Raw genomic sequence first — 24601 nt, forward strand, 5'->3', positions numbered from 1 at the left:
TTCACACATTCTTGTTTAAAGTCTAATGTGTATTTTACTTTTCTAGACATAAAAATACCCCCAAATTGTGTCTAACATTTTGGGGGCACTCTATTTTTGCCTCCTTTTTTATTTTTATTTACAACCATTCTTGGCACAAGTAATCTTTTCATTAGAATTTATCCAATGATTAGAATGTTCATTGGTGTTAAAACCACAACCTGTAGTTCCTCCTTTTACTCCTTTGTGTACCTCTTGTGTTGGTGTGTGCTTTACAGCCATAATAATATAATTTTAAAATTAGCTTTTAATGTAATTCCAATTTGTGTGCTGTACCTGCATTCTTGCTTTATAATTAGCTTTTAAACCAATGATTAAATAATGAACAAAATCATTATTTAATTGTAAATACTTGTTTTGTAGACTTATAGTTTATGATTTTTAATGAATCAATCATTAATTATTATTGAGATCAAATCTTGTTATTTATTTGCATCTGTTAACAACAATTACAAATGCATTTGTTCATTTATTAATTACAAAACCTTTAAATGATGAACAAAAAGGAATTTAATTTAGAACAGAAAATTGATAGAATTGAGAAATTACTATTATTATCAGGGACTAGAATCCTAACTTTTGAAAATGCTTGCCTGGTAACTGGCTTTAGTAAAAGTAAAATGTACAAATTAACTTCTAATCAAGAAGAATCTGGTATTCCTGCAAAGAGACCCACAGGAGGAGCTATACTTTTTGATAAAAAAGAGTTAGAAGATTGGTGCTTAAGATCTGATTACTCAGATCAAAGCAGTAAGCAAAAAGCTTTGGACTATGTATTTAACTCAAAAAGATAGCCAAAATGAGTTTAAACAAAAAATCCCCCATTACTTCAGAAAGTAATAAAGGAGATCTTTGTAATTCGCAAAACAAAGATACAGAAAAGAAAGGAATTATTGATTTACAAGATTTAGAATTTGATAGTATTAAATTAACGAATGAAGAAGATAATGTTTTTCCAGTTGATGTTTTTCCAAAAGCTATTCAAGAAATTATTTTTAAAGTTTCAGATATTTACCAATTTTCAATCGATTATTTAGGATCTGGTATTTTGTCTGCTGCATCTACGGCAATTGGCAAGAGTTATAAAGCAAACGTAAAAAAAGGATGGGAAGAAAAATGTAATTTATTTATGGTTATTGTTGGGAGACCAGGAGATTCTAAAAGCCACGCTTTGAGTTTTTGTTATAAACCTATTCAAAATCATGATAAAAAATTATTTGTTGATTATGAAAATGAAATAAGTGTTTATGAAGAAGCCACAGAAAACAAACCTAAACGACCAATTCTGAATAAGTTATTAATTTCTGATTTTACTCCAGAAGCATTGTTGCTTTCACATTATCATAACAAACGTGGATTAACTATTTATGCTGATGAACTATTATCATGGTTAAAGAATTTTAATAGATATTCTAGCAGTGGTGAGGCTGAAACATATTTAAGTCTCTGGAGTGGTACTACAGTGTCAATTGATAGAGCTACCTCTAAGAGTATTAGAATTGATGATACCTTTATTGGTGTTGTTGGAAGTACACAGATAGGTGTTTTAAAAGAGTTTTCTAAAGAGGGTAGAAACGTTAATGGATTTATTGATAGGTTGTTATTTGTATATCCAAGTAATCCATTGAGAATTAAATGGAATAACACTAAAATAGATCCTAGACTATTTAGTAATTACAATGCCATTCTAGATAAATTAATAAATAAAAGTGAGGAACCAAAATTAATACCTTTTAATAAAGATGCTCAGGAGTTTTTATTTGCATGGCAAAATAATAGACCAGAAGATTATTTATTTGATTATGAAAGGGGAATAGATATTAAACTTCAACAATATGTTATCCGTTTTGCCATTATCATACAGCTTTTACACCATGCTAGTGATGGTGAATCTGATTCAATAATAAGTTTAAAGAATACAAAGAAAGCCATATTGTTATTTGATTATTTCTTAAAAACAGCATTGAGGGTTAGAGAAGAAACAACTCAACGTAATTACTTAGAGAGCCTAACAAAACTTCAGTTAGATATCTTAAATGATTTACCCAAAGAATTCGGAACGGGTCAAGGAGTTAAAATTGCATGTAAAAAAGAAAACGGGAAACCAAGAATTTCTGAAAGGCAATTTAAAACGTATCTCAATGATAGAAAATTATTTACAAAATTAGAACGAGGAAAGTATTTAAAGAAGTTATAGGGTACTGCACTAACTTCATTAACTGCATAAGTGATGTTAATCTTTTGAAAAAAAGGCAGTTGATGTTTTTTGTTTGTGCAAAGTTTATGCAGTGTCTTGCACAAGTTTGTATTGTGAAATATGAGCTTGTGCAAATTAGTGCAGTTATTGTGTAGTCTTATATTATTCTGTAGCCCTTGATTATAAAGGGTTGTGAACTAAATGAACTAAATGTAAAGCTTATGTATAAATACAGTTTAGATAAATCTTCTAAAAAATTTGAATGCCCTCAATGTTTAAAAAAAAGATTAGTTCGTTATATAGATACTGAAACGGATGATTATGTAAATCATAAAGTTGGTAGATGTGATAGAGAAATCAATTGTGGATATCATTATACACCTAAAATGTATTTTGAACAGAATGATGTCAGTTTTAAAAATTATTACATCCCTAACAATGTAAAAAAAGAAATTGTTACTAGTTACCATTCCAAAGAAGAATTAAAATTAACCTTGGATAATTTTAATAAAAATAATTTTGTAAAATTCTTAAATCAAATTTTTAATAAAGAGCAAGTATTGTCAATTATTAATAATTATAAAATTGGAACAGCTTCTTATTGGTACAACGGAACGGTTTTTTGGCAAATAGATAATAATCATAAAATTAGAAGTGGTAAAATAATTTCATATCAAGAAAGTGGTAAAAGAACCCAATACGTCTATTGGGTTCATTCTTACCAGATTAAGAAGGGAATTAAAAGTCATTTTAATTTGAAACAATGTCTTTTTGGAGAACATTTGGTGAAAAGTAAGAATCAAACAATCGCAATTGTAGAATCTGAAAAAACAGCTTGTATCATGAGTCAAATATTTGATAAATACACTTGGCTTGCTTGTGGAAATTTATCAGGGTTGTTAGAAGAAAAATTAAGAGTAATTAAACAACATAAAATTATTTTATATCCTGATTTAGGTTTGGACAAAGGAAATGGTTCTCCCTTTTTAAGGTGGAGCTTACAAAAAGATAGATTGAATAAGTTAGGTTATCATATAAGTATTTCTGATTTACTTGAAGAAAATGGAACAGATAACCAAAAAAGAAAGGGTTTTGATATAGCTGATTATTTTGTGAATCAATCTCAAAATGAAGAAATCGTAATTAAAACTACAGAAGATTTAATCTATCAAAAAATTAAAAAAAGAAGTCCTAATATTGATTGTTTACGTTCCGTTTTTGATATTGATATAAAGGAGATAATTATTAACACGTGTGAGTAGAGCAAGATGGATGCACGTACGTACATATCTTGCTTTTTCGCCCGAAGGTTGCAAAAGATGAAAAATTATAGAATAGAAATTAGAGTCTCTCTTTATGAGAGAAAACTCATTAAAAAAAACGCAAAATTATGCGGATTAACAGTTAGTGAATTTTGTAGAAGAAGTGTAAATAATCAAAAAATTATAGAACGTTTTACAGATGAACAAATAGAATTGTATAAATCTCTTATACAATACCATCATCACTTTCAGAGAATTGGTAATATGTTCTCTAAAAATAATCCAAATTTAAGTTTAGAAGTAAGGGAATTAGCTAATCAATTTAAAGAACATTTAAAAGGGTTTAACTAATGATAGCTAAAGGCAATAGTCTCTCTAACACTAAAGCAGCTTTACTTTATGGAGATGACTTAAATAAAGATGCAAAAATTGTTTATAGTAATTATTTACATAGTGAAACGCCAAGTGAAATAGCTAAAGAATTTAAACTATTTCAGAATCAGAACACAAACTGTAAGCAGAATACATTTAGTTTTATTATTAGTCCAACAATAGAGGATGGTAAAAAAATGAATGAAGCTGATTTCAAAAAAGTTTGCAAGCTTTTTTTGAAAGAATTAAAACTGAATCAACATCAAGCAGTTGGTTATATTCATAATGATAAAAATCATAAACACGTCCATTTGTACGCCAATAGAATATCATTTGAAGGTAAAGCTTTTGATGCCTGGAGGATAGGTAAAAGGTCTCAATTAGCAGCAAAAAACGTGGCTTTGCAAATAGGTTTAACCACTGTTGATCAGGTTAAAGAACAAAAACAAGAAAACACAAAATTAATTAGAAAAGAAATAAAAATGTTTCATGATTCAATCATGAAACAAAGACCAAAATCAGTAGATGATTACATCAAAAAAATGAAAAACAACAATGTTACTGTAAAACCAGTAATAAACAAGCAAAACAAACTTCAAGGGTTTAGGTTTGAGTATAATGGATATAGTTTTAAAGGCTCAGAAGTGCATAGAGATATGTCGGTCAATAAATTGAATTTTGAAACTCCTAGAGAGCAGAAAATGGAGTTAAGTAATAATAAAAAACAATTTAACTTCAATAATTTATTATTTGACTATTCAGGAGAGTATGAACCAAACAGAAATAAAAAAAGAAAAAACACATGGCAAAGATAGAAATCATTACAGAGCTTATAGTTGATGAAATCAATCATATGGAGACTTTGGTAAAAGAGTTTAAACAAGAAAAAGAAGCTCTTAAAAAAATTAAAATAGAGCCTAATACAGATAGATTAAAAGCAGTTTTAAGTAAACATATTGAGCATGTCAATAAGCAAAACGAGGAACACACAAAGCTTTTTAACCAATCTATTGTAGAGTTAAAGCTTCAGAATAAGCGTTTTCTAATGTTTACAATAGTTATATTACTTAGTGTGGTGTTATTGTTCATGGGGTTATTACTAAATAGGTAGTGGCTTTTATATTCTTTACAAGAATATAAAAGGCTAATTATACCTCACTGTTCTAAAAGCTAAACAAAACCTTAAGAGCCATAAAGTAAATTTACCTTATGACTTTTATATGTTATACACAACATAACCATAGGTTTTAAGTTTTGTAGTGGGTTTAAGAACATTATAAACTTTATAATTTCCCAAAAATAGTTAGGTCTATTATTCTATAAATACATAGTTTTGTAAGTAGAAAAAGAAATTTTTAAAATATAAAGCGTTTTGCTTTTGATTTGGTTCTATAAACTCGCCAGGTTTAATAAAATTCACCACAATCAAAGTTAAGATGCCCACGTTTTTGCGTGGGCTATCCTTATTTTGGTGGATTGGTTTCTGGCGAGACCATTAGAGCAGATAAGAGGTAGTCCCACGCTTTTTTTATACGTAAAAAAATGGAAAACAATCGCCAATTCAATCTTCAAGAAGTCTTAGTAAAAGAATTCAATTTTACCAAAATAGACATAGACCGTTATCAGCATGTAATAGACAATCCAAAAATCAGTCCTCAACTGATGAAATTGGTGTTCGCTATACGTTCTAATCCTCGTAATTATCAATCAGAACTACACAAAAAAAACACGCTTTTAAAAGCATGTAAAAATTGTAATAGCAATAATTACACACCTAAATCTACTTCTAATCGAAGTTACCCTCAAAGTATTGGTAGTCTACTCAAGAAAAATTTTTAAACAATAAATAAATATGAAAAGAAAAATGATTTTAGGTATAGTCTTGATGACTATGCTTGTAACTGGATGCTCAAAAGATGATTCAGACTCCATTGAAAACGAAAAGACAACAGATGTAATAACTTCTGAAAAAAGCAAATTTAAATTTGTTTTTACTCAAACAGGAGAAGTTGAAAATTACACAGGAATATTAGCTGTTTCTGGTTTATCAGATAATGTATATGATGTCAATACTTTAGAAATAATAAATGGAAAAGAAATTAACTTAGGAAGAACTGCTTTTGTAAATGTACATGAAAGAGAAGCAGGTAGTTATACATTTGTCACTGCAAATAAGACTAAATCTTTACATGTTGTAATTACAACATCAGGGTATTCTTTAACAGATGTTGGAGTACGTTATAATTTTACAGTGTATAAAAATGACAAAGAGATTTTTAATCAAGATTTTGATGTGGTTAAAGGATCTGGACCAGCTACTAAATCTTATGTTTTTTAATATCCATAAATAAAGAACACAACATAAATAACATAAAAATAAAGTATGAAAAAGAAAATATTTACAATAGCATTATTTACCGTTTGTTCATTGTCAAATGCTCAAACGATAGAAAAACAAGCTGTTAAGGATTATTTAGAAACTGTAAAAGGAGTACACTATGACCTTAAAGTGAATTACACACATTTTGAAGTATCAACCATTACAGTTCAAGATAGTATTACTTTTCTAAAAGAAAATTTTGAAAATTACAAAGCCAGTAAGTTAGCTTCGTTGACCAAATCAATAGCATCATTAAATGATGGAATCAAAAAACAAGAAGGGAAAACTGGTTTTGATGCTGTAGTAGCAGGGTCTTTAAAGAAAAGATTTACTTACGATAGAGATAAGCTTCAAAAAAAGTATGACGAAATTACTTTAATAGAATTCAAATTATATGAACCTTATAAAACACAAGAACCCAATAAAGTCTTATGCAAAAAAGCAGATGTACATTTTACAGCCATTAAACCAGGAGAAACTAAAGCATCAGCATATATGGGTGATTTTATTTTGAACAGTGTAGGAGACAAGTGTCTAAAAGGTAAAAACATAAAGAAAATTGAAATGAATTTTTAGGAATTCGATTACATATAATTAATTATATGTTGTGTAGTAAGTTAAAAGGCAATAAAATCAAATAGATTATATTGCCTTTTAGGTTTTTGTAGTAGCTTAGGAACATGAGGTATAATTAACTTTGAAATTTATTATTATATATACCATTTTTAATTGTAATGTCTAATTCCTAAGTAAAAAATCTTCTAAATATGTTTCAGTAGTTTTAACAGATTGATACCCTATGGGATGTTTAATCATTACAGTCCGCAAGGTATTTTTAATGATAAAGACGTAATAGTTACCATAGTCATTATAAAGCATAGTTATATATTGTTAATTTTTAACAGACTTAATATTATTTCTTATTATTAACTCTAAAGTGGAATTAAATTTATTGTAGTTGCCTTTTTTTTGATTACGTAAAAAATCTTTTTGTTTAAACTCAGAAAAATATTTAGTTAGATTCTCTTTTTTACTATTATCTATCATAACAAATTTATATATGTCTAAAGCTTCCTCCTCAGCGGTACGAGCATTATCACCAAAGATGTTGTTTTTACATAGTTTAAATAATATAAAACAAAACCATTTTTCACTTACGTAAAGTTTTAATCCGTTTTTGATTTCATTTTTGTTAAGTAATAAGTTTATAAAGTCTTCTTCTCTTGAATTTGTTTTTTTAAAGAAATATTGAAACTTATTAGCTGTTTGCTCTATTATTTTAGATCTAATTTCAAAAGACAGTATTTCTTTATTTATGGTTTTTTCTTTCTTTTCATAAAAAGAGTTGTAAGTATTGTTTATTTCTTCTAAGTTATGGTTATTATTAGTATTAATGAATGATGTATGATTGTAATTATTTTCAATATTGGTTTTTTCATTATGACGATGATCGTTAGTTACTTCATTAAATTGAGAATAACTAACTTTATTAAAGTTGATAACATGGGGAATATCATTTATATTAACTCTATTTTTTTTGTCAATATTTTTTATTTCTAAACTTTTATTATTCAGGATTATATTTTCTTTAGAAACATCATTAGGCTTAATTTTAAATACATAGTTAAAAAATATAAGCACTGATATATATAAACAAGTAAAGATTGATAAGCTTATAAAAGAGGTTGCAGATAAATGATATTTCTCTGTATTAAGTAAAAAAAGATACTTTAAAAAACTTGTAAAGTATTCATAATAAATTTCAAGAAGTGTAATTATTGCTAAGCCAGATATAAGAAGAGGAAATATTAATATTTTATGTTTTTTGAAAATTATAATAGGTTTAACGATTAGAAAAAAAGTTAATTTGTTTATTACAATAAAAGTATTTTTTAATGAGTTTACTTTTTTCATAATTGTAAATTAGGTATTAAACTTGCAGCTTCTTTCATTTTTGAATCTATAATTTTTGCGTAAATTTCTGTAGTCCTTAATTCTTTGTGTCCAAGTCTTTTAGATACGGTGTATATGTCTGCTCCGTTTTCTAATAATAGGACTGCATTTGTGTGTCTTGCACTGTGAAATGTTATGTGTTTTGTGATACCTGCCCTCATGCACCATCTTAAAATTTCGGCATTAAAATGAGCTCCATATTTTAATCCTTTAAAAACTTTATCACTTGCGTTTCTTCTATGCCCTAACAGATTTCTTGCTTGATCAGAAATGTATAAATATTCAAGTCCATCGGTTTTTTTCTGTTTAAAAATAATTCTAAATGTATCATCTTCATCTCTAACTTCAGACCATACCATTTTATCAATATCACTCCAACGAATCCCCGTTAAACAACTGAAAATGAATGCGTTTTTTAATATTGGATATTTACATTCTGCATTTGTAAGATTTTGCAACTCATTATAAGTAAGATATTCACGAGTAGATTCAGCCATAGCAAAACTTTTAATTCTTTTAAGAATATTTGTCTCTATATAACCTTCTTCATAAGCGCTTTTTATAACTGCTTTAAATTTGTTAAAATATGAATACTTTGAATTTTGTGATAATGGAGTTCCACTTTTGGTTAAAGCATTTTTGTCTAAGTATTTTCTAAATCCTTTAACAAACTCCTCATCTACATTTTCAAAAGTTAGAGATTGATTACAATAACGAGAAATATGCTTTTCTGCAGCATCCCAGTTATCATAGTTACTTTTACTATCGTAGCGCTCTTCTTTTAACTGATTGTAATAATTAAGAAAGCTTCTGTTACTTTTGTGAGAACTTTTTAAATTGAATTTACCTTGATAATATTCGGCTTTTCTAATCGCGAATATCTGTTCTGCTGTTTCAAGTGTTTCTTTATTTTCCTTCTTCTCTTTTTGAGTTTTAGGATCTAAAGTCAAATACATATCTAAATGTTCAAATTTACGATCATGTTTTTGTTTACCATGCTCATCTGTAATAGTCCCGTTGTAATATTCAATTGAAAGACTCTCTCTTCCTTTAAGTTTTTTTCTTCGTAAATGTATTTTCATATAAAATTTCTTTTATCAGGTGTAATAAATTACACCTGATAATGTTATTGGGTGTAATTCAAGAGTAACAAAAGTAATAATAAATGAAAAAAGATGAAAAACAACAATGGGTAAATATATTTAAACTACTGTTTTTTAGGTGTATGTTTTCATTTATTAATATTTGTCTTCATGTATTTGTACAGATTACTTCCCAATACAGAAATTAGCAAATATATTTCCTAATAAGTCGTCGCTAGTAACTTCTCCGGTAATCAAACCAAAGAAATATAAGGCTTCACGTATGTCTATGGCCATTAAGTCTCCAGAAACATCGTTTTGTAAACCGTAGTCCACTTTGTCTATTTCGTTTAAAGCTTTTAGCAAAGCATCGTAATGACGGGAGTTGGTAACAATGGTATCACTGTTGTTTAGAGCACCAATATTTACCAATTTGGTCAATTCATTGGTTAAAGTTTCAATTCCAATTTTAGATTTTGCAGAAATAGCTATCAACTCAGGAATTTCTTGTTTTAGTGCCGTAATATGTGCATCAGAAATAGTATCGGCTTTGTTTCCAATCACAATCAATTGTTTTTGAGGAAACTTATTCTTAATAGATTCTAATTCCATTTTAATATTAGAAACTTGATACTGAATGTTATTCAAATCAAACAAGTAAATAACAACTTGGGCTTGACCAATTTTTTCAAAAGTTTTCTGAATTCCAATATTTTCTACAACATCTTTAGTTTCTCTAATTCCAGCAGTATCTATAAAACGGTAGGCAACACCATCAATAATAATTTCATCTTCTATAGTATCACGAGTGGTTCCTGCAATTTCAGATACAATAGCTCTTTCTTCGTTTAACAAAGCATTTAAAAGGGTAGATTTTCCCACATTAGGTTCTCCTACAATGGCTACGGGAATTCCGTTTTTAATTACGTTTCCAACAGCAAAAGAATCAATCAAACGTTTTAAAACTAACTGAATTCTAGCTACTAGTGTTTTAAATTGAGTTCTATCCGCAAACTCTACATCTTCTTCAGCAAAATCTAATTCTAATTCTATTAAAGAAGCAAAGTTGATTAACTGATCACGTAAATTCTGAATTTCATTAGAAAAACCACCTCTCATTTGTTGCATAGCTACTTGATGAGATGCTTCGGAGTCTGAAGAAATCAAATCTGCTACAGCTTCTGCTTGAGATAAATCTAATTTTCCATTGATAAAAGCTCTCAATGTAAATTCTCCTGCATCAGCCATTCTAGCTCCTTTTTTCAACAAAACTTGTAAAATTTCTTGTTGAATGTATAAAGAACCGTGACAAGATATTTCTATAGTATCTTCTCCTGTGTAAGAGTGTGGATTTTTAAATACAGATACCAATACCTGATCTATAACACGTTTGTTGTCTATAAAATGACCTAAATGTAGCGTATGAGACTTTTGCTCTAATAAAGATTTATTTTCTTTTACAGAGTTAAAACATTCATTTGCTATTTGAATAGCATTGGGTCCAGACAAACGTATTACGGCAATAGCACCTACTCCTGAGGCTGTTGCTAAAGCTACTATGGTATCTTTTAAAATCATAATGCAAATGTAGGTATAGTTCCTAAAGTTTCAAGCATTCCTAAAAAATAATCAACGAGTTCTGTATTATAGAAAACCACTTTTCTGATATTTTATTTTTTACAGTAAAACCTTCTTTTTGTTACTGTATTGATAGTGTTTTTGGCTTATAATTTAGAATTCTGTGTTTTTTAGACTTGTTTTGGTCAAAATAGGATTTATAAATACTTAGGATATCCTCTAATTTTGTCAAGCAGACAAGCAGATACTCTTAATCTTGATTTAAGAATTGATAATGATGCTTGTTTTAAAGTCAAAATATGTAAAAAATGATTAAAACTACTTTTATTGCTTTTTGTTTGTCAATTGTAAGCGGATGTATCTATTCGCAAACAAACAATACTAGACCCAATGTAATTGTCATATTGGCCGATGATTTAGGATATGCAGATGTTGGATTTAACAGAGCTCCAAATTTTCCCTCAGAAAAAGGAGTAATTCCTACACCACAATTAGATGCTTTAGCCGCTAACGGAATAATTTGTACCAACGGACACGTAGCTCATCCATTTTGTGGACCTAGTAGAACTGCTCTTATGACGGGGGTTCAACCCAACAGAATAGGAGCACAGTACAATTTACCAAACGATATTACTTCTCCTTTGGGAATTCCTGTAGAAGAAACTTATTTTTCTACAATTCTACAAGACAACAACTACAATACAGCTGCTTTTGGAAAATGGCACTTAGGTTTTGAAGAAGGAAAATACCAACCACTAGATAGAGGTTTTGATTATTTCTTTGGATTTTTAGGAGGAGGAAAGCCTTATACGCAAAGACAGTATGATAATACTTTTTACAAGTGGAGCCACTCTAACAGCAATCATGCTGATGAATATAACGATCCTAATCAATGGAACGAAGCTAAAGGAACCATTACCAATGAGTACCAAGACCCGCTACAAAGACAAAGAAATTATGTAGATAGAAAAGAATTTGGATTGGATGAATACTTAACCGATATACTTACCGATGAAGCTATAAATTATATTTCTGAAAAATCTGGCGAAGCAGATCCTTTCTTTGTATACATGGCCTACAATGCTCCGCACACACCTTTAGAAGCCCCTGCAGATGAAATTGCACAATTTAAACTAGACAATCCTAATTTTGAGAGTTTGGTAAGAAATAGTGATTATTTAAAAGAAGCTGGAGGGTACCAGTTAGATAAAGTTGAACGTGAATTAGAAAAAGAAACTAGTTATGATTACAATGCTTTATCACAAGAAGAAAAAGATGCCAAAGTAGCCCAGTATAGAAGTAATTTGTTGGATGAATATACAGAGAACAGAATTATATACGCAACCATGGTAGCTAACATGGATAAGAATATTGGTAGAATTGTTACGGAACTTAAAAAAGATATGGATGTGTTTAACAATACAGTTATTCTATTCTTAAGTGATAATGGAGGATATACTTATAGCAAAGGAGCTGTAAATCATCCCTTATACGCTTTAAAAGGAAGTATTTTTGATGGAGGACACAAAGTACCCTTCTTTGTACATTGGCCAAATAAAATCACTAATAGTAGTCAATACAAATATCAAATAAGTGCGTTAGATATTTATCCTACTTTGGTAGATTTAGCGGGAGGCACGGTTCCTTCTGGGAAATGGTTAGATGGAGTTTCTTTTATGGATAAATTAATAGCAGGACAACCTATAAGAACAGAAGAACCTATTTATGTACTAAGACCTTTAAATGGTTTTCATGCAATATCAATAGCAGCTAATCCTTACAAAGCAGTTAAAAGATCTAAAAACTCAGCATGGGAATTGTACAATATTGAAACCGATCCTGGAGAAACCACAAAAATTACCAATGAACCTGAAATTTTGCAAGGCTTAATCAATAAAGGAATAGACTATGTTAAAGTGTTTAAAGACGTAAAACCTCGTTGGTTTGATCATGAAAGAAATGGAGGGCATCCACATAGAAGCTTGTGGTTTACGACAGAAGAACTACCTCAATACGATGCTGCTTTTGGTTCTGATGATTTAGCGCTAGGTGTAGATGCTTATTTTAATAGTTTATTCAGCATTTACCCAAATCCTAGTTCAGATTTTGTAAATGTATCATTTGATCTTTCTGTAAATAATTTAGAGTTAGAAGTATTAACTATAACAGGACAATCTATTAAAAAAGTGAATGTATCTAATAGTAAGCAACCTAAAATAGATATTTCAAACCTAGAAAGCGGAACCTATATTTTAAGGATTAAGGCAGATGATAATTTTGCAATAGAAAAAATGGTGAAAATATAATGTTTTAAGCATTCATCAGTATAAACTAAAAGAGCCGTCTATATAGACGGCTCTTTTAGTTTAATAAGTCAGCTTTAAGCTCCTTTTAAAATACTATTAATTAACGTTATTTCATCATTGCTAAAAGTAGTGTTATTGGTAGCCAATAAATTTTCTTCTAATTGTTTTGGGCTACTTGCTCCTACTAAAACAGTGGTAATGGCAGGTTGTGTTAATATCCAAGCAATAGCCATTTGCGATAATTTTTGCCCTCTGTTTTGAGCTACTTCATTCAATTTCTGAATCATTTCAATGGTCTTAGGAATTTCTTCAGCTTGTAAATAAGTATTGTCTTTAGAGGCTCTAGAACCTTCAGGAATTCCTTTTAAATATTTATCTGTTAACAAACCTTGAGCTAATGGAGAAAACACAATAGATCCAATCTTTTCATCCAATAAAGTAGGTAACAATTCTGGTTCCACAGAACGGTCTAACATAGAATATTTAGATTGGTGAATTAAGCAAGGTGTTCCTAAGCTTTTTAATATTTTTTGTGCTTCTATAGTTTCTTGGGGGCTGTAACGGGACAGTCCAACATACAAAGCTTTTCCTTGTTTTACTAACAGGTCTAAAGCATGCATAGTCTCTTCTAGCGGAGTGTCTGCATCGGGTCTGTGGTGATAGAATACATCTACATAATCTAAGCCCATTCTTTGTAGACTTTGATCTAAACTAGCTACCAAGTATTTTTTAGAACCATGGTTTCCGTAAGGTCCAGGCCACATGTCAAAACCGGCTTTAGAAGCTATAAATAGTTCGTCTCTATGAGCCTTAAAATCTTTATGTAAAATTCTACCAAAATTCTCTTCGGCACTTCCGTAAGGGGGACCGTAGTTGTTGGCCAAATCTAAATGGGTAATTCCTAAATCAAAGGCTTTTTTTAAGATGTTTCTAGCATTCTCAAAAGAGTCATAAAATCCAAAGTTATGCCAGAGTCCTAAAGATATCTTTGGCAATAATACACCACTGTTTCCGCAACGATTGTATTGCATGGTATTGTATCTTTCTGGATTGGGTACATATGGTTTTGGATTGGATTTATCATTTATATTCATAAAAATAGAAGTTTAAAACAGCTGTCATTAATTTGTTGTAATGTTACAAAATTGTAAGTTTTAGCAGCTTCTAAAATACAAATTTCAATACAGTATCCATACTCTATTTATACTTAATCCCTACTTTATCTAGGGAGTTTCTATTTTGGATTTATTTTGTATAAAAAAGACTTTTGATGATGAATTTACAGCACTGTGTAGCTGCTTATTTTGTAGTAAAAGCTAAAAACTTTTCGGGATTTCTTAAATAACTCACAATTATGTAATTAAGTCGGTTTTTTAGTGATGATATCTGAAAAAAACGAAGGAATTGTACGAATAAAATAGTGTTAAACTTCTGACTTAAAAAAGGTTATTGAACTTAGTTATTGTTAACTTAGCTGTGCAATTTTGATCCAAAGATTTTTACCCTAATAAGACAAGGAATACAATTATGAATGCAATATTCACAGATGCTAGTTTTCAAAACATAGTTTCTATAGCAAACCGTTATGGGATTAGTGTAGATGCTGTTAGTAATTTAACACATACTTTAATGAGAAGTAATGGAAGTATGGCACAATTTAACATTCCTGAATTAGGAGGTGGTGGTCAATGGATGCAAGGAGGTATGACCATGGTTGGAGATATGTTTAACAACAATTTAAAAGCTACGGTTGATGGACTTTGTGTACAAATTTCAAACTTGATTCATCAAGGAGGGATACAGTACAAACCTTTGCCTAAAATAGAAAACCAAAATGGAAGTGGTTTTCAGTCTGGAAATTGGTGGGGAGATTTAGGATATCCTAATTCAACAGGAAGTCAAAACGGAACAAGTTATGCTATTTTTAATGGAATTGGACGTTTGGCTATTCAGCAAAATGGAGAGGTAACTGTTTTTAACACGCTAGATCATCAAATTGGAGGAGTAGGACAACAACAAGGAGGGAATTATTCTGTTACTTTTACCAGTCAATACGGAACGGTACAATTGCATACTTTGCCTATAGTATCTGGAAAAGGAGCACAGTCTCAACCTGTAGTGCAAAACAATCCTCAGGCTGTAGAACAAGCACAGCCTATTAGTACTCCAGAACCGATTCCTGTTTATGCAACTAACAACAGCGATTTGGAAGAGGATATTTTTGGGAAAATAGAAAAGTTAGCAGGTTTAAAAGACAAGAATATTTTATCTGTAGAAGAGTTTGAATCTAAAAAAGCGGATTTATTAAGTAGATTGTAATCTTCTTTATTCATATAATAGTAGCCCTTGGCTAAAAACACAAATTTAAAAGCTTCTCTATTATTTATAGAGAAGCTTTTTTTAGGTCTCATTTGTTTTAAAGGGAGCTTCTATTTTTAGAAAAGCTTTGCCTAAGTATTTAATTAAATGACTTGCTGTTAAGGCCGATTTTCCTGTTTTTTGAATGGCAATGTCTCCAGACAAACCATGTAAATAGACTCCTAATATAGCAGCGTGAATAGGAGGGTAGTTTTGTGCTAACAAACCTGTAATTATTCCCGTAAGAACATCACCGCTACCCGCTGTAGCCATTCCTGGATTTCCGGTACTGTTAAAGTGAATAATTCCATCTGGAGTACAAATGGCTGTGTTGGCACCTTTTAAGACTACAATACAATGGTAGGTTTCTGCAAAATCTTTTAGTTTTTCTAATTTATCAGCATCGTTGACAAAGGTACCTACCAAACGCGTAAATTCTTTTGGATGGGGTGTTAAAATACAGTTCTTAGGAAGTTCTTTTAACCATTCTTTGTTTTTAGCTAGAATGTTCAAAGCATCCGCATCTATTACCATCGGTTTTTGAGTGGCTTTGATGACTAAATGCACAAAATGTTGGGTTTTGGGATGTATGCCTATTCCTGGACCCATTCCCACTGTTTTGGAAGTACTAATATAATTTCCTTCTAAAAAATAATCACAAGGTTGATTGCCTGTCCACATAGCTTCTGGAACGGAACTTTGTAAAATAAGATTTCCACAATTGGGAGTATAATTGGTTAACAAACCCGCTCCGGAACGTAAACAAGCTTTGCTTGCCAACAGAATAGCCCCTATTTTACCATAGCTACCTCCAATAAGTTCTGCATGTCCAAACGTACCTTTGTGGTCAAATTTGCTTCTATGTTTGTAACTATTCTGAATGTCTTGCAAGGTAGTGTACTCGTAAAGAGTGTCTATGTCGTGTTTGTAATCTGCCGATAAATTAATGGGGATTAGCTGCCAATTTCCTACGTGTTTGGCCATAGAAGGCATTAGTAAGGGTAGTTTTGGTGCTTCAAAGGTTAAGGTAGTATCTGCTTTTAAAATACAGTGTTCTTCGGAGTAATTTTCTAATTCACAAGGCAATCCTGTAGGGATGTCTATAGCTATTTTATCATTGTTAGATGTGTTTATGGCTTCTACCAATGTTTTACACAATCCCTCTAAAGGTCTATTGATTCCCACTCCTAAAATAGCATCAATAAGTATTGTTTCTGTAGGAATAGGAGGAATGTGTTTTTCTGAAATAATGGTTCTTAAGGTGGTTATTTCTTTTAGTTTGCTTAAGTTTTCTTCAAAATCTAAAGAAGTTTTGGCGGTGTATTTTACCACATATACGGTGACTGCATATCCTTTTTCTAACAAAAGTCTAGCAATGGCCAAACCATCTCCACCATTGTTCCCTAAACCACAATAAATTGTAAAATGTTGGGTTATTGTATAGTACTGAGTTAGATAAGCTACAATTTGTAGGGCTGCTCTTTCCATTAAAGCCACCGAAGTAATTTCTTGTTCTTGAATGGTGTAGTTGTCTAATTCTTTGATTTGTTGTGGATTAAATATTTTCATAGGAAGAAACAATTTGTTTAAAAATATGGATTTCTTTTCAATAATCAATTTTAAGAAATTATGAATACAATTAAATTTTGCTTAGTATATTTGAAGTTATGACCCATCAACCCAAAGTTAAAATCGTAGAATGTCCTAGAGATGCCATGCAGGGTATTAAGGAGTTTATTCCTACCGATTTAAAAGCTAAATACATTAATGCCATTTTACAATGTGGTTTTGATACGGTTGATTTTGGAAGTTTTGTATCGCCTAAAGCCATTCCGCAAATGGTAGATACTGCTAAGGTGTTGTCTAAATTGGACTTGTCTGCTACCCAAAGTAAATTGTTAGCTATTGTTGCCAATGCGCGTGGGGCAGAAGATGCTTGTCAGTTTGATGAAATTACTTATTTGGGCTATCCTTTTTCTATTTCTGAAATCTTTCAAGTTCGTAATACCAACAAAACCATCGCTCAAAGTTTTGGGGAATTGCAAAAAATAATAGAAATAGCAAGTAAGCATAATAAACAAGTGGTTACCTATTTGTCTATGGGGTTTGGGAATCCTTATGGAGATCCTTGGAATGTGGATATTGTAGGGGAGTGGGTAGAAAAACTATACGGTATAGGAGTTCAGATTCTTTCTTTGTCAGATACGGTTGGATCTTCTACACCCGAAAGTATTCGTTATTTGTTTAGCCAGTTGATTCCTAGTTATCCAAAAGTTGAGTTTGGAGCTCATTTGCATACAACACCCCATCAGTGGCACGAAAAAATAGATGCTGCATACAAAAGTGGATGTTTGCGATTTGATGGAGCCATTAAAGGTTATGGAGGTTGCCCAATGGCTACGGATGCTTTGACAGGAAATATGCCAACTGAAAAAATGCTGTCTTATTTTACACAACACCAAGTAGACACGGGTGTTCATTCCCTTCGTTTTGAAAGCACCTACAATGTTGCTTTACAAGTGTTTTAACTTGATTTTATTTTCACGAAAACATTTTCGTAGATTTATTTATAATAAATTAAAATAAGGTTGTCTTATTTAGAATTGGTCTGTATATTTGTTGCCGTAAATAAACAACAACTTAAATTAAGTCTAAATAAGTAGCAATGAAAATTACAAAGTTAACATTAGCCGTATTAGTAGCAGCAGGAGCTGTATTTACATCATGTTCTAGTGATGATGACGGAATTACAAAAATCATTTCAGAAACCACAGGTATAGATATTACGGATGTAACTGTTCCTAATAACTATGAGTTTACAAGAAATAATGAGACTACAGTAGATTTTTCTGGTCAAACAACTAGATTGAATCAAGTAGTAGAAATAGGAGCTATGTTAACGCAAGTAAACCCAATTCCTACACAAGCAGATTTTACCAATAGATTTAACCAAGCTACGGAGTTTACTGATGCATCTTTAAACGGTACTAAAAACGTTAGAAGTAAAGTTGCTGCCTCAGTAGGACTTTTTGCAAGTAACCAAACAGATGCTGATGCTATTAAAGCTGAATTTGACGGGTATATTTCTAATCAGTTAACAGTATTGGCTAGTGATGCTGAAGCAGCACAAGGAGTAGCTGGACTTTATGATGGAAAACGTTATTTTAATGCCAAAGGATTGGAGTACAATCAAGCTTTTTACAAAGGATTGATTGGTGCTTTGACCATAGATCAAATTGTAAACCACTATTTTAATAGATTGGATGATAACTTTGATGGAACAGATTCTTACCAAATAGCTAACAATGCTGGGACTTTAGCAGATGGAAAAAATTATACTACTATGGAGCATCATTTTGATGAAGCTTATGGATATGTATATGGAGCAGGAGATGCTGATAAATTATTAGGACATTATTTAGAAGAAATTACTGGACAAGCTTATTTTGCAAATACTCCAGAAATTGTTAAAAATGCTTTTATTATTGGTAGAGCTGCTGTTGTAGCTAAAAAATACGAAGTAAGAGATGCTGCAGTAGAAGTATTAAGATACCAAATTTCTAAAATACCCGCTGCTAGAGGAGTTTATTACTTACAAAAAGCAAAAGCTTCTATTGATAGTGATGATTCAAGAGCTGCATTTCACGCTTTGTCTGAAGCTTATGGGTTTATTTACTCTTTACAATTTACTTACAACCCATTAACTAGTAAGCCTTATTTTACAAGAGCGGAAGTAATTACTTTGTTAGATAAATTATACGGATCTACCAATGGATTTTATGATTTAGATGCTGATCAATTAGAAGAAATTTCTGGAGATATTGTTGCTAACTATGACTTTACCGTTGAAGAAGTAATGCAATAAATTGTCTAATTCAAATAGAATATAAATTGAGGTATGCTGTTTATTCGATGAACAGATGCCTCAATTTTCTGTATTTTTGCTCCTCATTTTATAAATTAAGAATTAAATGAAAAAACTTTTAAGTCTCCTAGCCATTTCTGTAAGCTTATTTTCTTGTGTTAAAGAGAATAATACAAGCGTTTCAGACAATTTTAACAGAACTTTGGTATTGACCAATTGGGTTTATAATTTGGCCATTCCTGCTTTTGAAGATTTTAATGAAAAAATAGCACTCTTAGAAGAAAAATCTAATGCGTTTATAAGCTCTCCTGATGGAGCTACACAAGGAGAATTACAAATTGCTTTGTTCAATGCTCAGAAAAGTTGGCAACATGTGGCTATGTTTGAATTGCAAGGAACAACTCGTATTTACATGAATACGTATCCTATAGATAGAGAAACCTCTACGGAACCTTTTAATAATTCTAATGAAGATGATACTACTTTAGCAGGAAATTTAGCAGGAACTGTTGCAGATATTAATGCGATAAATTTTGTGACTACTTCTGGAACCATTGATGAACAAGGATTTGCTGCTTTAGATTATTTAATCAACAATGAAAATGCGTTGACTCAATTTACAGAGCCTAGCAGTTCAGATGCACACAAGGCTTATTTATCAAAAGTAGTGGATAGAATGGTTGGTCTTGCAGATAATGCAAATACCTATTGGACGACCAATGCAAGTAGTATAATACAGAATAGTGGACGAAGTGCTACTGCATCTTTTGATTTAATGCTGAATGATTATACTAATTACATTGAGCAAGGTTTTAGAGAAAATAAAATAGCAACTCCATCAGGAAAAAGAGACAATATTAAAAATGCAAAAGCTGTAGAGTCTTATTATAGTTCAGAACATTCTAAAGAATTGTTTGAAGAAGCTTTTAAAGCAGTGCAAAACTTTTACGATGGTACTTCTTATGATGGAACTAGTACCGGTGCAGGTTTAAAAACCTATTTAGATTATTTAAATGCAACAGCTTATGTTTCTGAAGAAAATAAAGACATTAACATATCTAAACTTGTAGAAAATAAATTTACAGAGATTGAAACCGCTGCAAATGATTTGGATGCAGATTTTGTTCCTTATATAGAAAGTTTAGAAGGTGTTACACCTGCTACAAAAATGTTTACAGTCTTTAATGAGATTCATGATTATGTGTTGTTATTAAAAAATCAAATTTTTCCTGCTATTAATGTTATTCAGGATTATCAAGACTCTGACGGTGATTAAAAAAATGAATACACTTCAAACATACATATTCACAAAAAAAACAAAAGCAGTTACATTGGCTGCTTTTCGTGTACTATTTGGTGTGTTAATGTTGGTTAGTCTCCTTCGTTTTATTTCTATGGATTGGGTAGGAAAACTCTATATAGCTCCCAAATGGCACTTTACCTATTATGGTTTTGAATGGGTACAAAGTTTAGGAGTTTATACCTATGGATTGTTTGCCTTAGCACTATTGGCTTGTGTGGGAATTATATTAGGATATCAATACAGACTTTCTATGTTGTTGTTCTTTTTAAGTTTTACTTATATAGAACTGATTGATAAAACCACCTATTTAAATCATTATTACTTTGTTAGCTGTCTTAGTTTTTTGTTGTGTTTTTTACCCTTACATGCTACTTTTTCTTTAGATGCACGTAAAAAAGGAGTACAATATACCTTTGTACCTAGTTGGACCGTAGACTGTATTAAACTGCTATTGGCTATGGTTTATTTTTATGCCGGTTTGGCCAAATTAAATTCCGACTGGTTGTTTAGAGCTCAGCCTTTAAAAATATGGTTGTCTACCAAAACAGACTTGCCTTTGGTAGGAAGTTTTATGAATCAATCTTGGTTTCATTACACCATGAGTTGGAGTGGTGCTTTGTACGATTTGACCATTCCTTTTTTATTACTTATACGCAAAACCAGACCCTATGCATTTGTATTGGTTGTGGTGTTTCATGTATTTACCAGAATCCTTTTTAACATAGGAATGTTTCCTTATATCATGATATGTGCTACGCTTATTTTCTTTGATAGTTCGCTACACGAAAAGTTTATTTATCTCCTTAAAAAAATCATCAATAAGCCCTTAAAAGCAACCGTTTTAACTCGTGAATTTTACACCGTTAAAAGTGCTAAAAATATCTTATTTATAATTAGTCTATTTTTTGTATTTCAACTATTTTTGCCGTTCAGAAATTTGTGTTACCCTGGTGAGTTGTTTTGGACAGAGCAGGGGTTTCGTTTTTCTTGGCGAGTGATGTTGATGGAGAAAGTTGGCTATACTACTTTTACAGTAAGAGATAGCGTATCGGGAAAGCAGTTTCATGTGAAGAACTCCGATTTTTTAACTTCCTTTCAAATCAAGCAAATGAGTTTTCAGCCCGATTTTATATTGGAATATGCTCATTTGTTAGGAGATCATTTTAAAAGTCAAGGACATCAAAATATACAAGTTTTTGTAGAGAGTTATGTAGCCCTAAACGGACGATTGAATCAACTTTATATAGATCCTAAAGTTGATTTGTACCGAGAAGAAGAAGGTTTTCATAATAAAAAATGGATTTTACCCTTACATGATGAAATTAAAGGATTTTAATATACTTGTTGTCTGTTTGTTATTTGTGCAATTTGCATTTGCTTATCAAATAACCTTTAAAATACAAAATACTCAAACGCAACAAGCTTTAGAAGGAGTACAGGTGGTACAAGGTAGCAACACATTTGTGGGGCTTACCAATTATCAAGGAGTCTTACAAGCTAATTTTAAAAACTCTAAAGTACATTTAATGTTCTTTTACTATGGTTATGCTGTGGTAGAACAAGATTTTGTTTTTACAGGAAACCAACAGATTACGGTAAATTTAACCCCACTGCAAGAAGAATTGTCTGCAGTTATTTTAAATGCTACCAAAAGAATTAATTATGGGTTGACTACTTTAAAACCTGTTGAAGGAACACATATTTATGCCGGTAAAAAAACAGAGGTTGTCAATTTGGATTTGGTGAGCGGAAACAAAGCCACCAACAATCCAAGACAAATTTTTGCCAAAGTAGCAGGTTTGAATATTTACGATAGTAATGATGGTGGGTTGCAGTTAAATATTGGAGGTAGGGGCTTAGATCCTAATAGAACAGCCAATTTTAACACTCGTCAAAATGATTATGATATTAGTGCCGATGTTTTAGGTTATCCAGAAAGTTATTATACACCTCCTACAGAAGCTTTGGAACAAATACAAGTCATTCGTGGAGCTGCTTCTTTGCAATACGGAACTCAGTTTGGAGGTTTGATTAATTTTATCACTAAAAAACCTGTAGACAAACCTATAGAAGTTATTACACGTAACACGGTTGCTTCTTTTGGAACTTTGGCCAATTTTACTTCTGTATCTGGAACTCACAATAAGTTGAGTTATTATGCTTACTACAACGGAAAACAAGGAGATGGTTTTAGACCCAATTCAGACTACGATTCTACCAACTTTTTTGCGCATTTAGGTTATCAATTTTCAGCCAATACCAAAGCCAGTTTTGAAGTGTCTTCTTTTAACTATTTAGCACATCAACCAGGAGGATTGTCTGATGTACAATTTTTAGAAGATCCTACCCAAAGTTATTTGAACCGAAATTGGTTTGGAGTAGATTGGAAATTGTACAATTTAAAATTAGAACAACAATTAAGCGATGTTTCTAAATTAACGGTAAGTGTGTTTGCTTTGGATGCATCTAGAAAAGCCATTGGATTTAGAGGATTGACTGCTCCAGATGTAGAGGGAGATACTAAATTGTTTATTCCCGGAGCTGATGAACAAAACAACGATGGAAGTTATGTTTTTAACAGAGATTTGATTGTAGGTGATTTTAAAAATTACGGAGTAGAAACTCGTTTCTTATCTAGCTATGCCTTTGGAGATAATACAAATTATTACTTGCTTGGAGGAAAAATTTACAAAGCTAACAATACTCAAAAGCAAGCAGCAGGAAGTAAAGGAGTAGATGCCGACTTTAGTTTTGCTGTTGCAGATCAATATCCAAATCAAAACGATTTTGAATTTCCAAACTTTAACGCTTCGTTGTTTGGAGAGCATATTTTTAACCTCAATAAGCATTTGAGTATTACTCCAGGATTTAGATTTGAACATATTAGTACCAAGTCTAGAGGAAACTATTATGTTTATAATAGAAACAATCCTAATTTGAGTACTTATGTTGATGACAATAATGAGTTTGTCCGCAATTTTGTGTTGTTAGGATTGGGAATTAGTTACAAACCCAATCAGGTTTTTGAGTTGTACGGTAATTTTTCTCAGAACTATCGTTCTGTTACTTTTTCAGACATTAGAACTGTAAATCCTTCTTTTATTATTGATGAGAATATTACAGATGAAACTGGATATACTGGAGATATAGGAGTAAGAGGTAAGATAGCTAAAAAATTCTCTTATGATGCCAATGTATTTACGTTGGTTTACGGAAATAGAATTGGACAAGTGTTGAATGACAGAGCGCAATGGATTCGTAAAAACATTGGTACTGCATTTATTTACGGATTGGAATCTTTGTTGCAATGGAACCTTAAAGAGACTTATTTTAAAGATCATAAAAATTTAAAGTTAGATGTATTTAGCAATGTTGCTATTACCCGATCTGTGTACTTAGAATCAGAAGAAAATGGTGTTGCAGGAAACGAAGTTGAATTTATCCCTTTCATCAATTTAAAAACAGGAGCTAGTTTTGGATGGAAAAATTTATTAACAAGCATTCAGTACACACTTATTAGTGAACAGTTTACAGACGTTACTAACTCACCCTATAATGCAGCTAACCAAACTACCGTTGTAGGAGCCATTCCTAGTTATGATATTTTAGACTTTTCTCTTTCTTATAAGTTTTCTAAAAACTTTCAGTTAGAAACAGGAGTCAGTAATCTTTTAGACAACAGTTATTTTACCCGTAGAGCTACAGGATATCCTGGTCCGGGAATTATACCGGCAGAACCAAGATCTTATTATGCTACTTTGCAAATAAAGATTAACTAATACAAAAAAGCCTCATCAGAATATGATGAGGCTTTTATTTTTACAAAGAATTAATAAAGGTTGATTATATTGTTGTTTAATACAAATTATAATCGACTTGCATACGAGACGATTTGAGGCTAGATAA

General features: G+C 31.1%; 22 protein-coding genes. 16 read left to right on the forward strand and 6 right to left on the reverse strand.

Annotated features, from left to right (window positions below):
• Nucleotides 1–114: 114 nt before the first annotated feature.
• The gene (locus tag GGR97_RS14525; RefSeq protein WP_167899263.1) at nucleotides 115–261 is read right to left on the reverse strand and encodes a hypothetical protein; all 147 of its coding nucleotides are present in this window, start codon (nucleotides 259–261) and stop codon (nucleotides 115–117) included.
• A gap of 272 nt (nucleotides 262–533) precedes the next feature.
• Between GGR97_RS14525 and GGR97_RS14530 the strand changes: the two genes are divergently transcribed.
• The 9 genes from GGR97_RS14530 to GGR97_RS14570 all read left to right on the forward strand — a co-directional run bounded on the left by GGR97_RS14530 (nucleotide 534) and on the right by GGR97_RS14570 (nucleotide 6826).
• On the forward strand, nucleotides 534–833 hold the full coding sequence (locus GGR97_RS14530; RefSeq protein WP_167899282.1) for a helix-turn-helix domain-containing protein: 300 nt from the start codon (nucleotides 534–536) through the stop codon (nucleotides 831–833).
• A gap of 5 nt (nucleotides 834–838) precedes the next feature.
• Nucleotides 839–2236: a DUF3987 domain-containing protein gene (locus GGR97_RS14535; RefSeq protein ID WP_167899264.1), complete on the forward strand. Its 1398-nt coding sequence runs from the start codon at nucleotides 839–841 to the stop codon at nucleotides 2234–2236.
• 221 nt (nucleotides 2237–2457) lie between these two features.
• Nucleotides 2458–3498, forward strand: a complete 1041-nt coding sequence (locus GGR97_RS14540; RefSeq protein ID WP_167899265.1) for a DUF6371 domain-containing protein — start codon at nucleotides 2458–2460, stop codon at nucleotides 3496–3498.
• Between the two features lie 57 nt (nucleotides 3499–3555).
• A complete protein-coding gene (gene mbpA / locus GGR97_RS14545) occupies nucleotides 3556–3849 on the forward strand; it encodes a mobilization protein MbpA (protein WP_167899266.1) in 294 nt (97 codons plus the stop codon).
• Nucleotides 3849–4685: a relaxase/mobilization nuclease domain-containing protein gene (locus GGR97_RS14550; RefSeq protein ID WP_167899267.1), complete on the forward strand. Its 837-nt coding sequence runs from the start codon at nucleotides 3849–3851 to the stop codon at nucleotides 4683–4685. Before mbpA ends, GGR97_RS14550 begins: the two co-directional genes overlap by 1 nt.
• Nucleotides 4673–4981 (forward strand): DUF6730 family protein, encoded by a 309-nt coding sequence (locus GGR97_RS14555; RefSeq protein WP_167899268.1) that lies wholly within the window; start codon nucleotides 4673–4675, stop codon nucleotides 4979–4981. The genes GGR97_RS14550 and GGR97_RS14555 overlap by 13 nt, the downstream gene beginning before the upstream one ends.
• A gap of 431 nt (nucleotides 4982–5412) precedes the next feature.
• Nucleotides 5413–5709, forward strand: coding sequence for a hypothetical protein (locus tag GGR97_RS14560; protein ID WP_167899269.1), 297 nt, complete (start codon nucleotides 5413–5415; stop codon nucleotides 5707–5709).
• A gap of 25 nt (nucleotides 5710–5734) precedes the next feature.
• The gene (locus GGR97_RS14565; protein WP_167899270.1) at nucleotides 5735–6208 is read left to right on the forward strand and encodes a hypothetical protein; all 474 of its coding nucleotides are present in this window, start codon (nucleotides 5735–5737) and stop codon (nucleotides 6206–6208) included.
• A gap of 45 nt (nucleotides 6209–6253) precedes the next feature.
• Nucleotides 6254–6826, forward strand: coding sequence for a hypothetical protein (locus GGR97_RS14570; RefSeq protein WP_167899271.1), 573 nt, complete (start codon nucleotides 6254–6256; stop codon nucleotides 6824–6826).
• 315 nt (nucleotides 6827–7141) lie between these two features.
• Here the strand turns inward: GGR97_RS14570 and GGR97_RS14575 are convergent, their stop codons facing one another.
• The 3 genes from GGR97_RS14575 to mnmE form a co-directional block, all read right to left on the reverse strand.
• The gene (locus tag GGR97_RS14575; protein WP_167188165.1) at nucleotides 7142–8164 is read right to left on the reverse strand and encodes a hypothetical protein; all 1023 of its coding nucleotides are present in this window, start codon (nucleotides 8162–8164) and stop codon (nucleotides 7142–7144) included.
• Nucleotides 8161–9285 carry a site-specific integrase gene (locus GGR97_RS14580; RefSeq protein WP_167188168.1) on the reverse strand — a complete coding sequence of 375 codons (1125 nt, stop codon included), beginning with the start codon at nucleotides 9283–9285 and terminating at the stop codon, nucleotides 8161–8163. The genes GGR97_RS14575 and GGR97_RS14580 overlap by 4 nt, the downstream gene beginning before the upstream one ends.
• A 186-nt stretch (nucleotides 9286–9471) precedes the next feature.
• Nucleotides 9472–10863 (reverse strand): tRNA uridine-5-carboxymethylaminomethyl(34) synthesis GTPase MnmE, encoded by a 1392-nt coding sequence (gene mnmE, locus GGR97_RS14585; RefSeq protein WP_167899272.1) that lies wholly within the window; start codon nucleotides 10861–10863, stop codon nucleotides 9472–9474.
• Between the two features lie 308 nt (nucleotides 10864–11171).
• Between mnmE and GGR97_RS14590 the strand changes: the two genes are divergently transcribed.
• Entirely contained in the window at nucleotides 11172–13169 is a 1998-nt protein-coding gene (locus GGR97_RS14590) for a sulfatase-like hydrolase/transferase (protein WP_167899273.1), read from the forward strand.
• A gap of 74 nt (nucleotides 13170–13243) precedes the next feature.
• Here the strand turns inward: GGR97_RS14590 and GGR97_RS14595 are convergent, their stop codons facing one another.
• Nucleotides 13244–14263 (reverse strand): aldo/keto reductase, encoded by a 1020-nt coding sequence (locus GGR97_RS14595; protein WP_167899274.1) that lies wholly within the window; start codon nucleotides 14261–14263, stop codon nucleotides 13244–13246.
• Between the two features lie 433 nt (nucleotides 14264–14696).
• Here GGR97_RS14595 and GGR97_RS14600 point away from each other — a divergent pair, with 433 nt between their 5' ends.
• Nucleotides 14697–15488 carry an SHOCT domain-containing protein gene (locus GGR97_RS14600; RefSeq protein WP_167899275.1) on the forward strand — a complete coding sequence of 264 codons (792 nt, stop codon included), beginning with the start codon at nucleotides 14697–14699 and terminating at the stop codon, nucleotides 15486–15488.
• A gap of 81 nt (nucleotides 15489–15569) precedes the next feature.
• On the opposite strand, the gene GGR97_RS14605 is transcribed toward GGR97_RS14600, so the two are convergent.
• Nucleotides 15570–17096, reverse strand: a complete 1527-nt coding sequence (locus GGR97_RS14605) for an NAD(P)H-hydrate dehydratase (RefSeq protein ID WP_167899276.1) — start codon at nucleotides 17094–17096, stop codon at nucleotides 15570–15572.
• A gap of 98 nt (nucleotides 17097–17194) precedes the next feature.
• Between GGR97_RS14605 and GGR97_RS14610 the strand changes: the two genes are divergently transcribed.
• The 5 genes from GGR97_RS14610 to GGR97_RS14630 all read left to right on the forward strand — a co-directional run bounded on the left by GGR97_RS14610 (nucleotide 17195) and on the right by GGR97_RS14630 (nucleotide 24474).
• Nucleotides 17195–18055, forward strand: a complete 861-nt coding sequence (locus tag GGR97_RS14610; RefSeq protein ID WP_167899277.1) for a hydroxymethylglutaryl-CoA lyase — start codon at nucleotides 17195–17197, stop codon at nucleotides 18053–18055.
• A gap of 137 nt (nucleotides 18056–18192) precedes the next feature.
• Entirely contained in the window at nucleotides 18193–19392 is a 1200-nt protein-coding gene (locus GGR97_RS14615) for a DUF4856 domain-containing protein (RefSeq protein ID WP_167899278.1), read from the forward strand.
• Between the two features lie 106 nt (nucleotides 19393–19498).
• Entirely contained in the window at nucleotides 19499–20668 is a 1170-nt protein-coding gene (locus tag GGR97_RS14620) for an imelysin family protein (RefSeq protein WP_167899279.1), read from the forward strand.
• A gap of 4 nt (nucleotides 20669–20672) precedes the next feature.
• Entirely contained in the window at nucleotides 20673–22031 is a 1359-nt protein-coding gene (locus GGR97_RS14625; RefSeq protein ID WP_167899280.1) for an HTTM domain-containing protein, read from the forward strand.
• On the forward strand, nucleotides 22012–24474 hold the full coding sequence (locus tag GGR97_RS14630; protein WP_167899281.1) for a TonB-dependent receptor family protein: 2463 nt from the start codon (nucleotides 22012–22014) through the stop codon (nucleotides 24472–24474). Before GGR97_RS14625 ends, GGR97_RS14630 begins: the two co-directional genes overlap by 20 nt.
• Nucleotides 24475–24601 lie beyond the last annotated feature (127 nt).

It is taken from the genome of Wenyingzhuangia aestuarii (assembly GCF_011927765.1).
In the GTDB taxonomy this organism is placed as follows: domain Bacteria; phylum Bacteroidota; class Bacteroidia; order Flavobacteriales; family Flavobacteriaceae; genus Wenyingzhuangia; species Wenyingzhuangia aestuarii.

Excerpts from the sequence above, each read along its gene's own strand:
- GGR97_RS14525 (WP_167899263.1), bottom strand. The coding sequence starts at position 261 with ATGGCTGTAAAGCACACACCAACACAAGAGGTACACAAAGGAGTAAAA.
- GGR97_RS14530 (WP_167899282.1), top strand. The coding sequence starts at position 534 with ATGAACAAAAAGGAATTTAATTTAGAACAGAAAATTGATAGAATTGAG.
- GGR97_RS14535 (WP_167899264.1), top strand. The coding sequence starts at position 839 with ATGAGTTTAAACAAAAAATCCCCCATTACTTCAGAAAGTAATAAAGGA.
- GGR97_RS14540 (WP_167899265.1), top strand. The coding sequence starts at position 2,458 with ATGTATAAATACAGTTTAGATAAATCTTCTAAAAAATTTGAATGCCCT.
- mbpA (WP_167899266.1), top strand. The coding sequence starts at position 3,556 with ATGAAAAATTATAGAATAGAAATTAGAGTCTCTCTTTATGAGAGAAAA.
- GGR97_RS14550 (WP_167899267.1), top strand. The coding sequence starts at position 3,849 with ATGATAGCTAAAGGCAATAGTCTCTCTAACACTAAAGCAGCTTTACTT.
- GGR97_RS14555 (WP_167899268.1), top strand. The coding sequence starts at position 4,673 with ATGGCAAAGATAGAAATCATTACAGAGCTTATAGTTGATGAAATCAAT.
- GGR97_RS14560 (WP_167899269.1), top strand. The coding sequence starts at position 5,413 with ATGGAAAACAATCGCCAATTCAATCTTCAAGAAGTCTTAGTAAAAGAA.
- GGR97_RS14565 (WP_167899270.1), top strand. The coding sequence starts at position 5,735 with ATGATTTTAGGTATAGTCTTGATGACTATGCTTGTAACTGGATGCTCA.
- GGR97_RS14570 (WP_167899271.1), top strand. The coding sequence starts at position 6,254 with ATGAAAAAGAAAATATTTACAATAGCATTATTTACCGTTTGTTCATTG.
- GGR97_RS14575 (WP_167188165.1), bottom strand. The coding sequence starts at position 8,164 with ATGAAAAAAGTAAACTCATTAAAAAATACTTTTATTGTAATAAACAAA.
- GGR97_RS14580 (WP_167188168.1), bottom strand. The coding sequence starts at position 9,285 with ATGAAAATACATTTACGAAGAAAAAAACTTAAAGGAAGAGAGAGTCTT.
- mnmE (WP_167899272.1), bottom strand. The coding sequence starts at position 10,863 with ATGATTTTAAAAGATACCATAGTAGCTTTAGCAACAGCCTCAGGAGTA.
- GGR97_RS14590 (WP_167899273.1), top strand. The coding sequence starts at position 11,172 with ATGATTAAAACTACTTTTATTGCTTTTTGTTTGTCAATTGTAAGCGGA.
- GGR97_RS14595 (WP_167899274.1), bottom strand. The coding sequence starts at position 14,263 with ATGAATATAAATGATAAATCCAATCCAAAACCATATGTACCCAATCCA.
- GGR97_RS14600 (WP_167899275.1), top strand. The coding sequence starts at position 14,697 with ATGAATGCAATATTCACAGATGCTAGTTTTCAAAACATAGTTTCTATA.
- GGR97_RS14605 (WP_167899276.1), bottom strand. The coding sequence starts at position 17,096 with ATGAAAATATTTAATCCACAACAAATCAAAGAATTAGACAACTACACC.
- GGR97_RS14610 (WP_167899277.1), top strand. The coding sequence starts at position 17,195 with ATGACCCATCAACCCAAAGTTAAAATCGTAGAATGTCCTAGAGATGCC.
- GGR97_RS14615 (WP_167899278.1), top strand. The coding sequence starts at position 18,193 with ATGAAAATTACAAAGTTAACATTAGCCGTATTAGTAGCAGCAGGAGCT.
- GGR97_RS14620 (WP_167899279.1), top strand. The coding sequence starts at position 19,499 with ATGAAAAAACTTTTAAGTCTCCTAGCCATTTCTGTAAGCTTATTTTCT.
- GGR97_RS14625 (WP_167899280.1), top strand. The coding sequence starts at position 20,673 with ATGAATACACTTCAAACATACATATTCACAAAAAAAACAAAAGCAGTT.
- GGR97_RS14630 (WP_167899281.1), top strand. The coding sequence starts at position 22,012 with ATGAAATTAAAGGATTTTAATATACTTGTTGTCTGTTTGTTATTTGTG.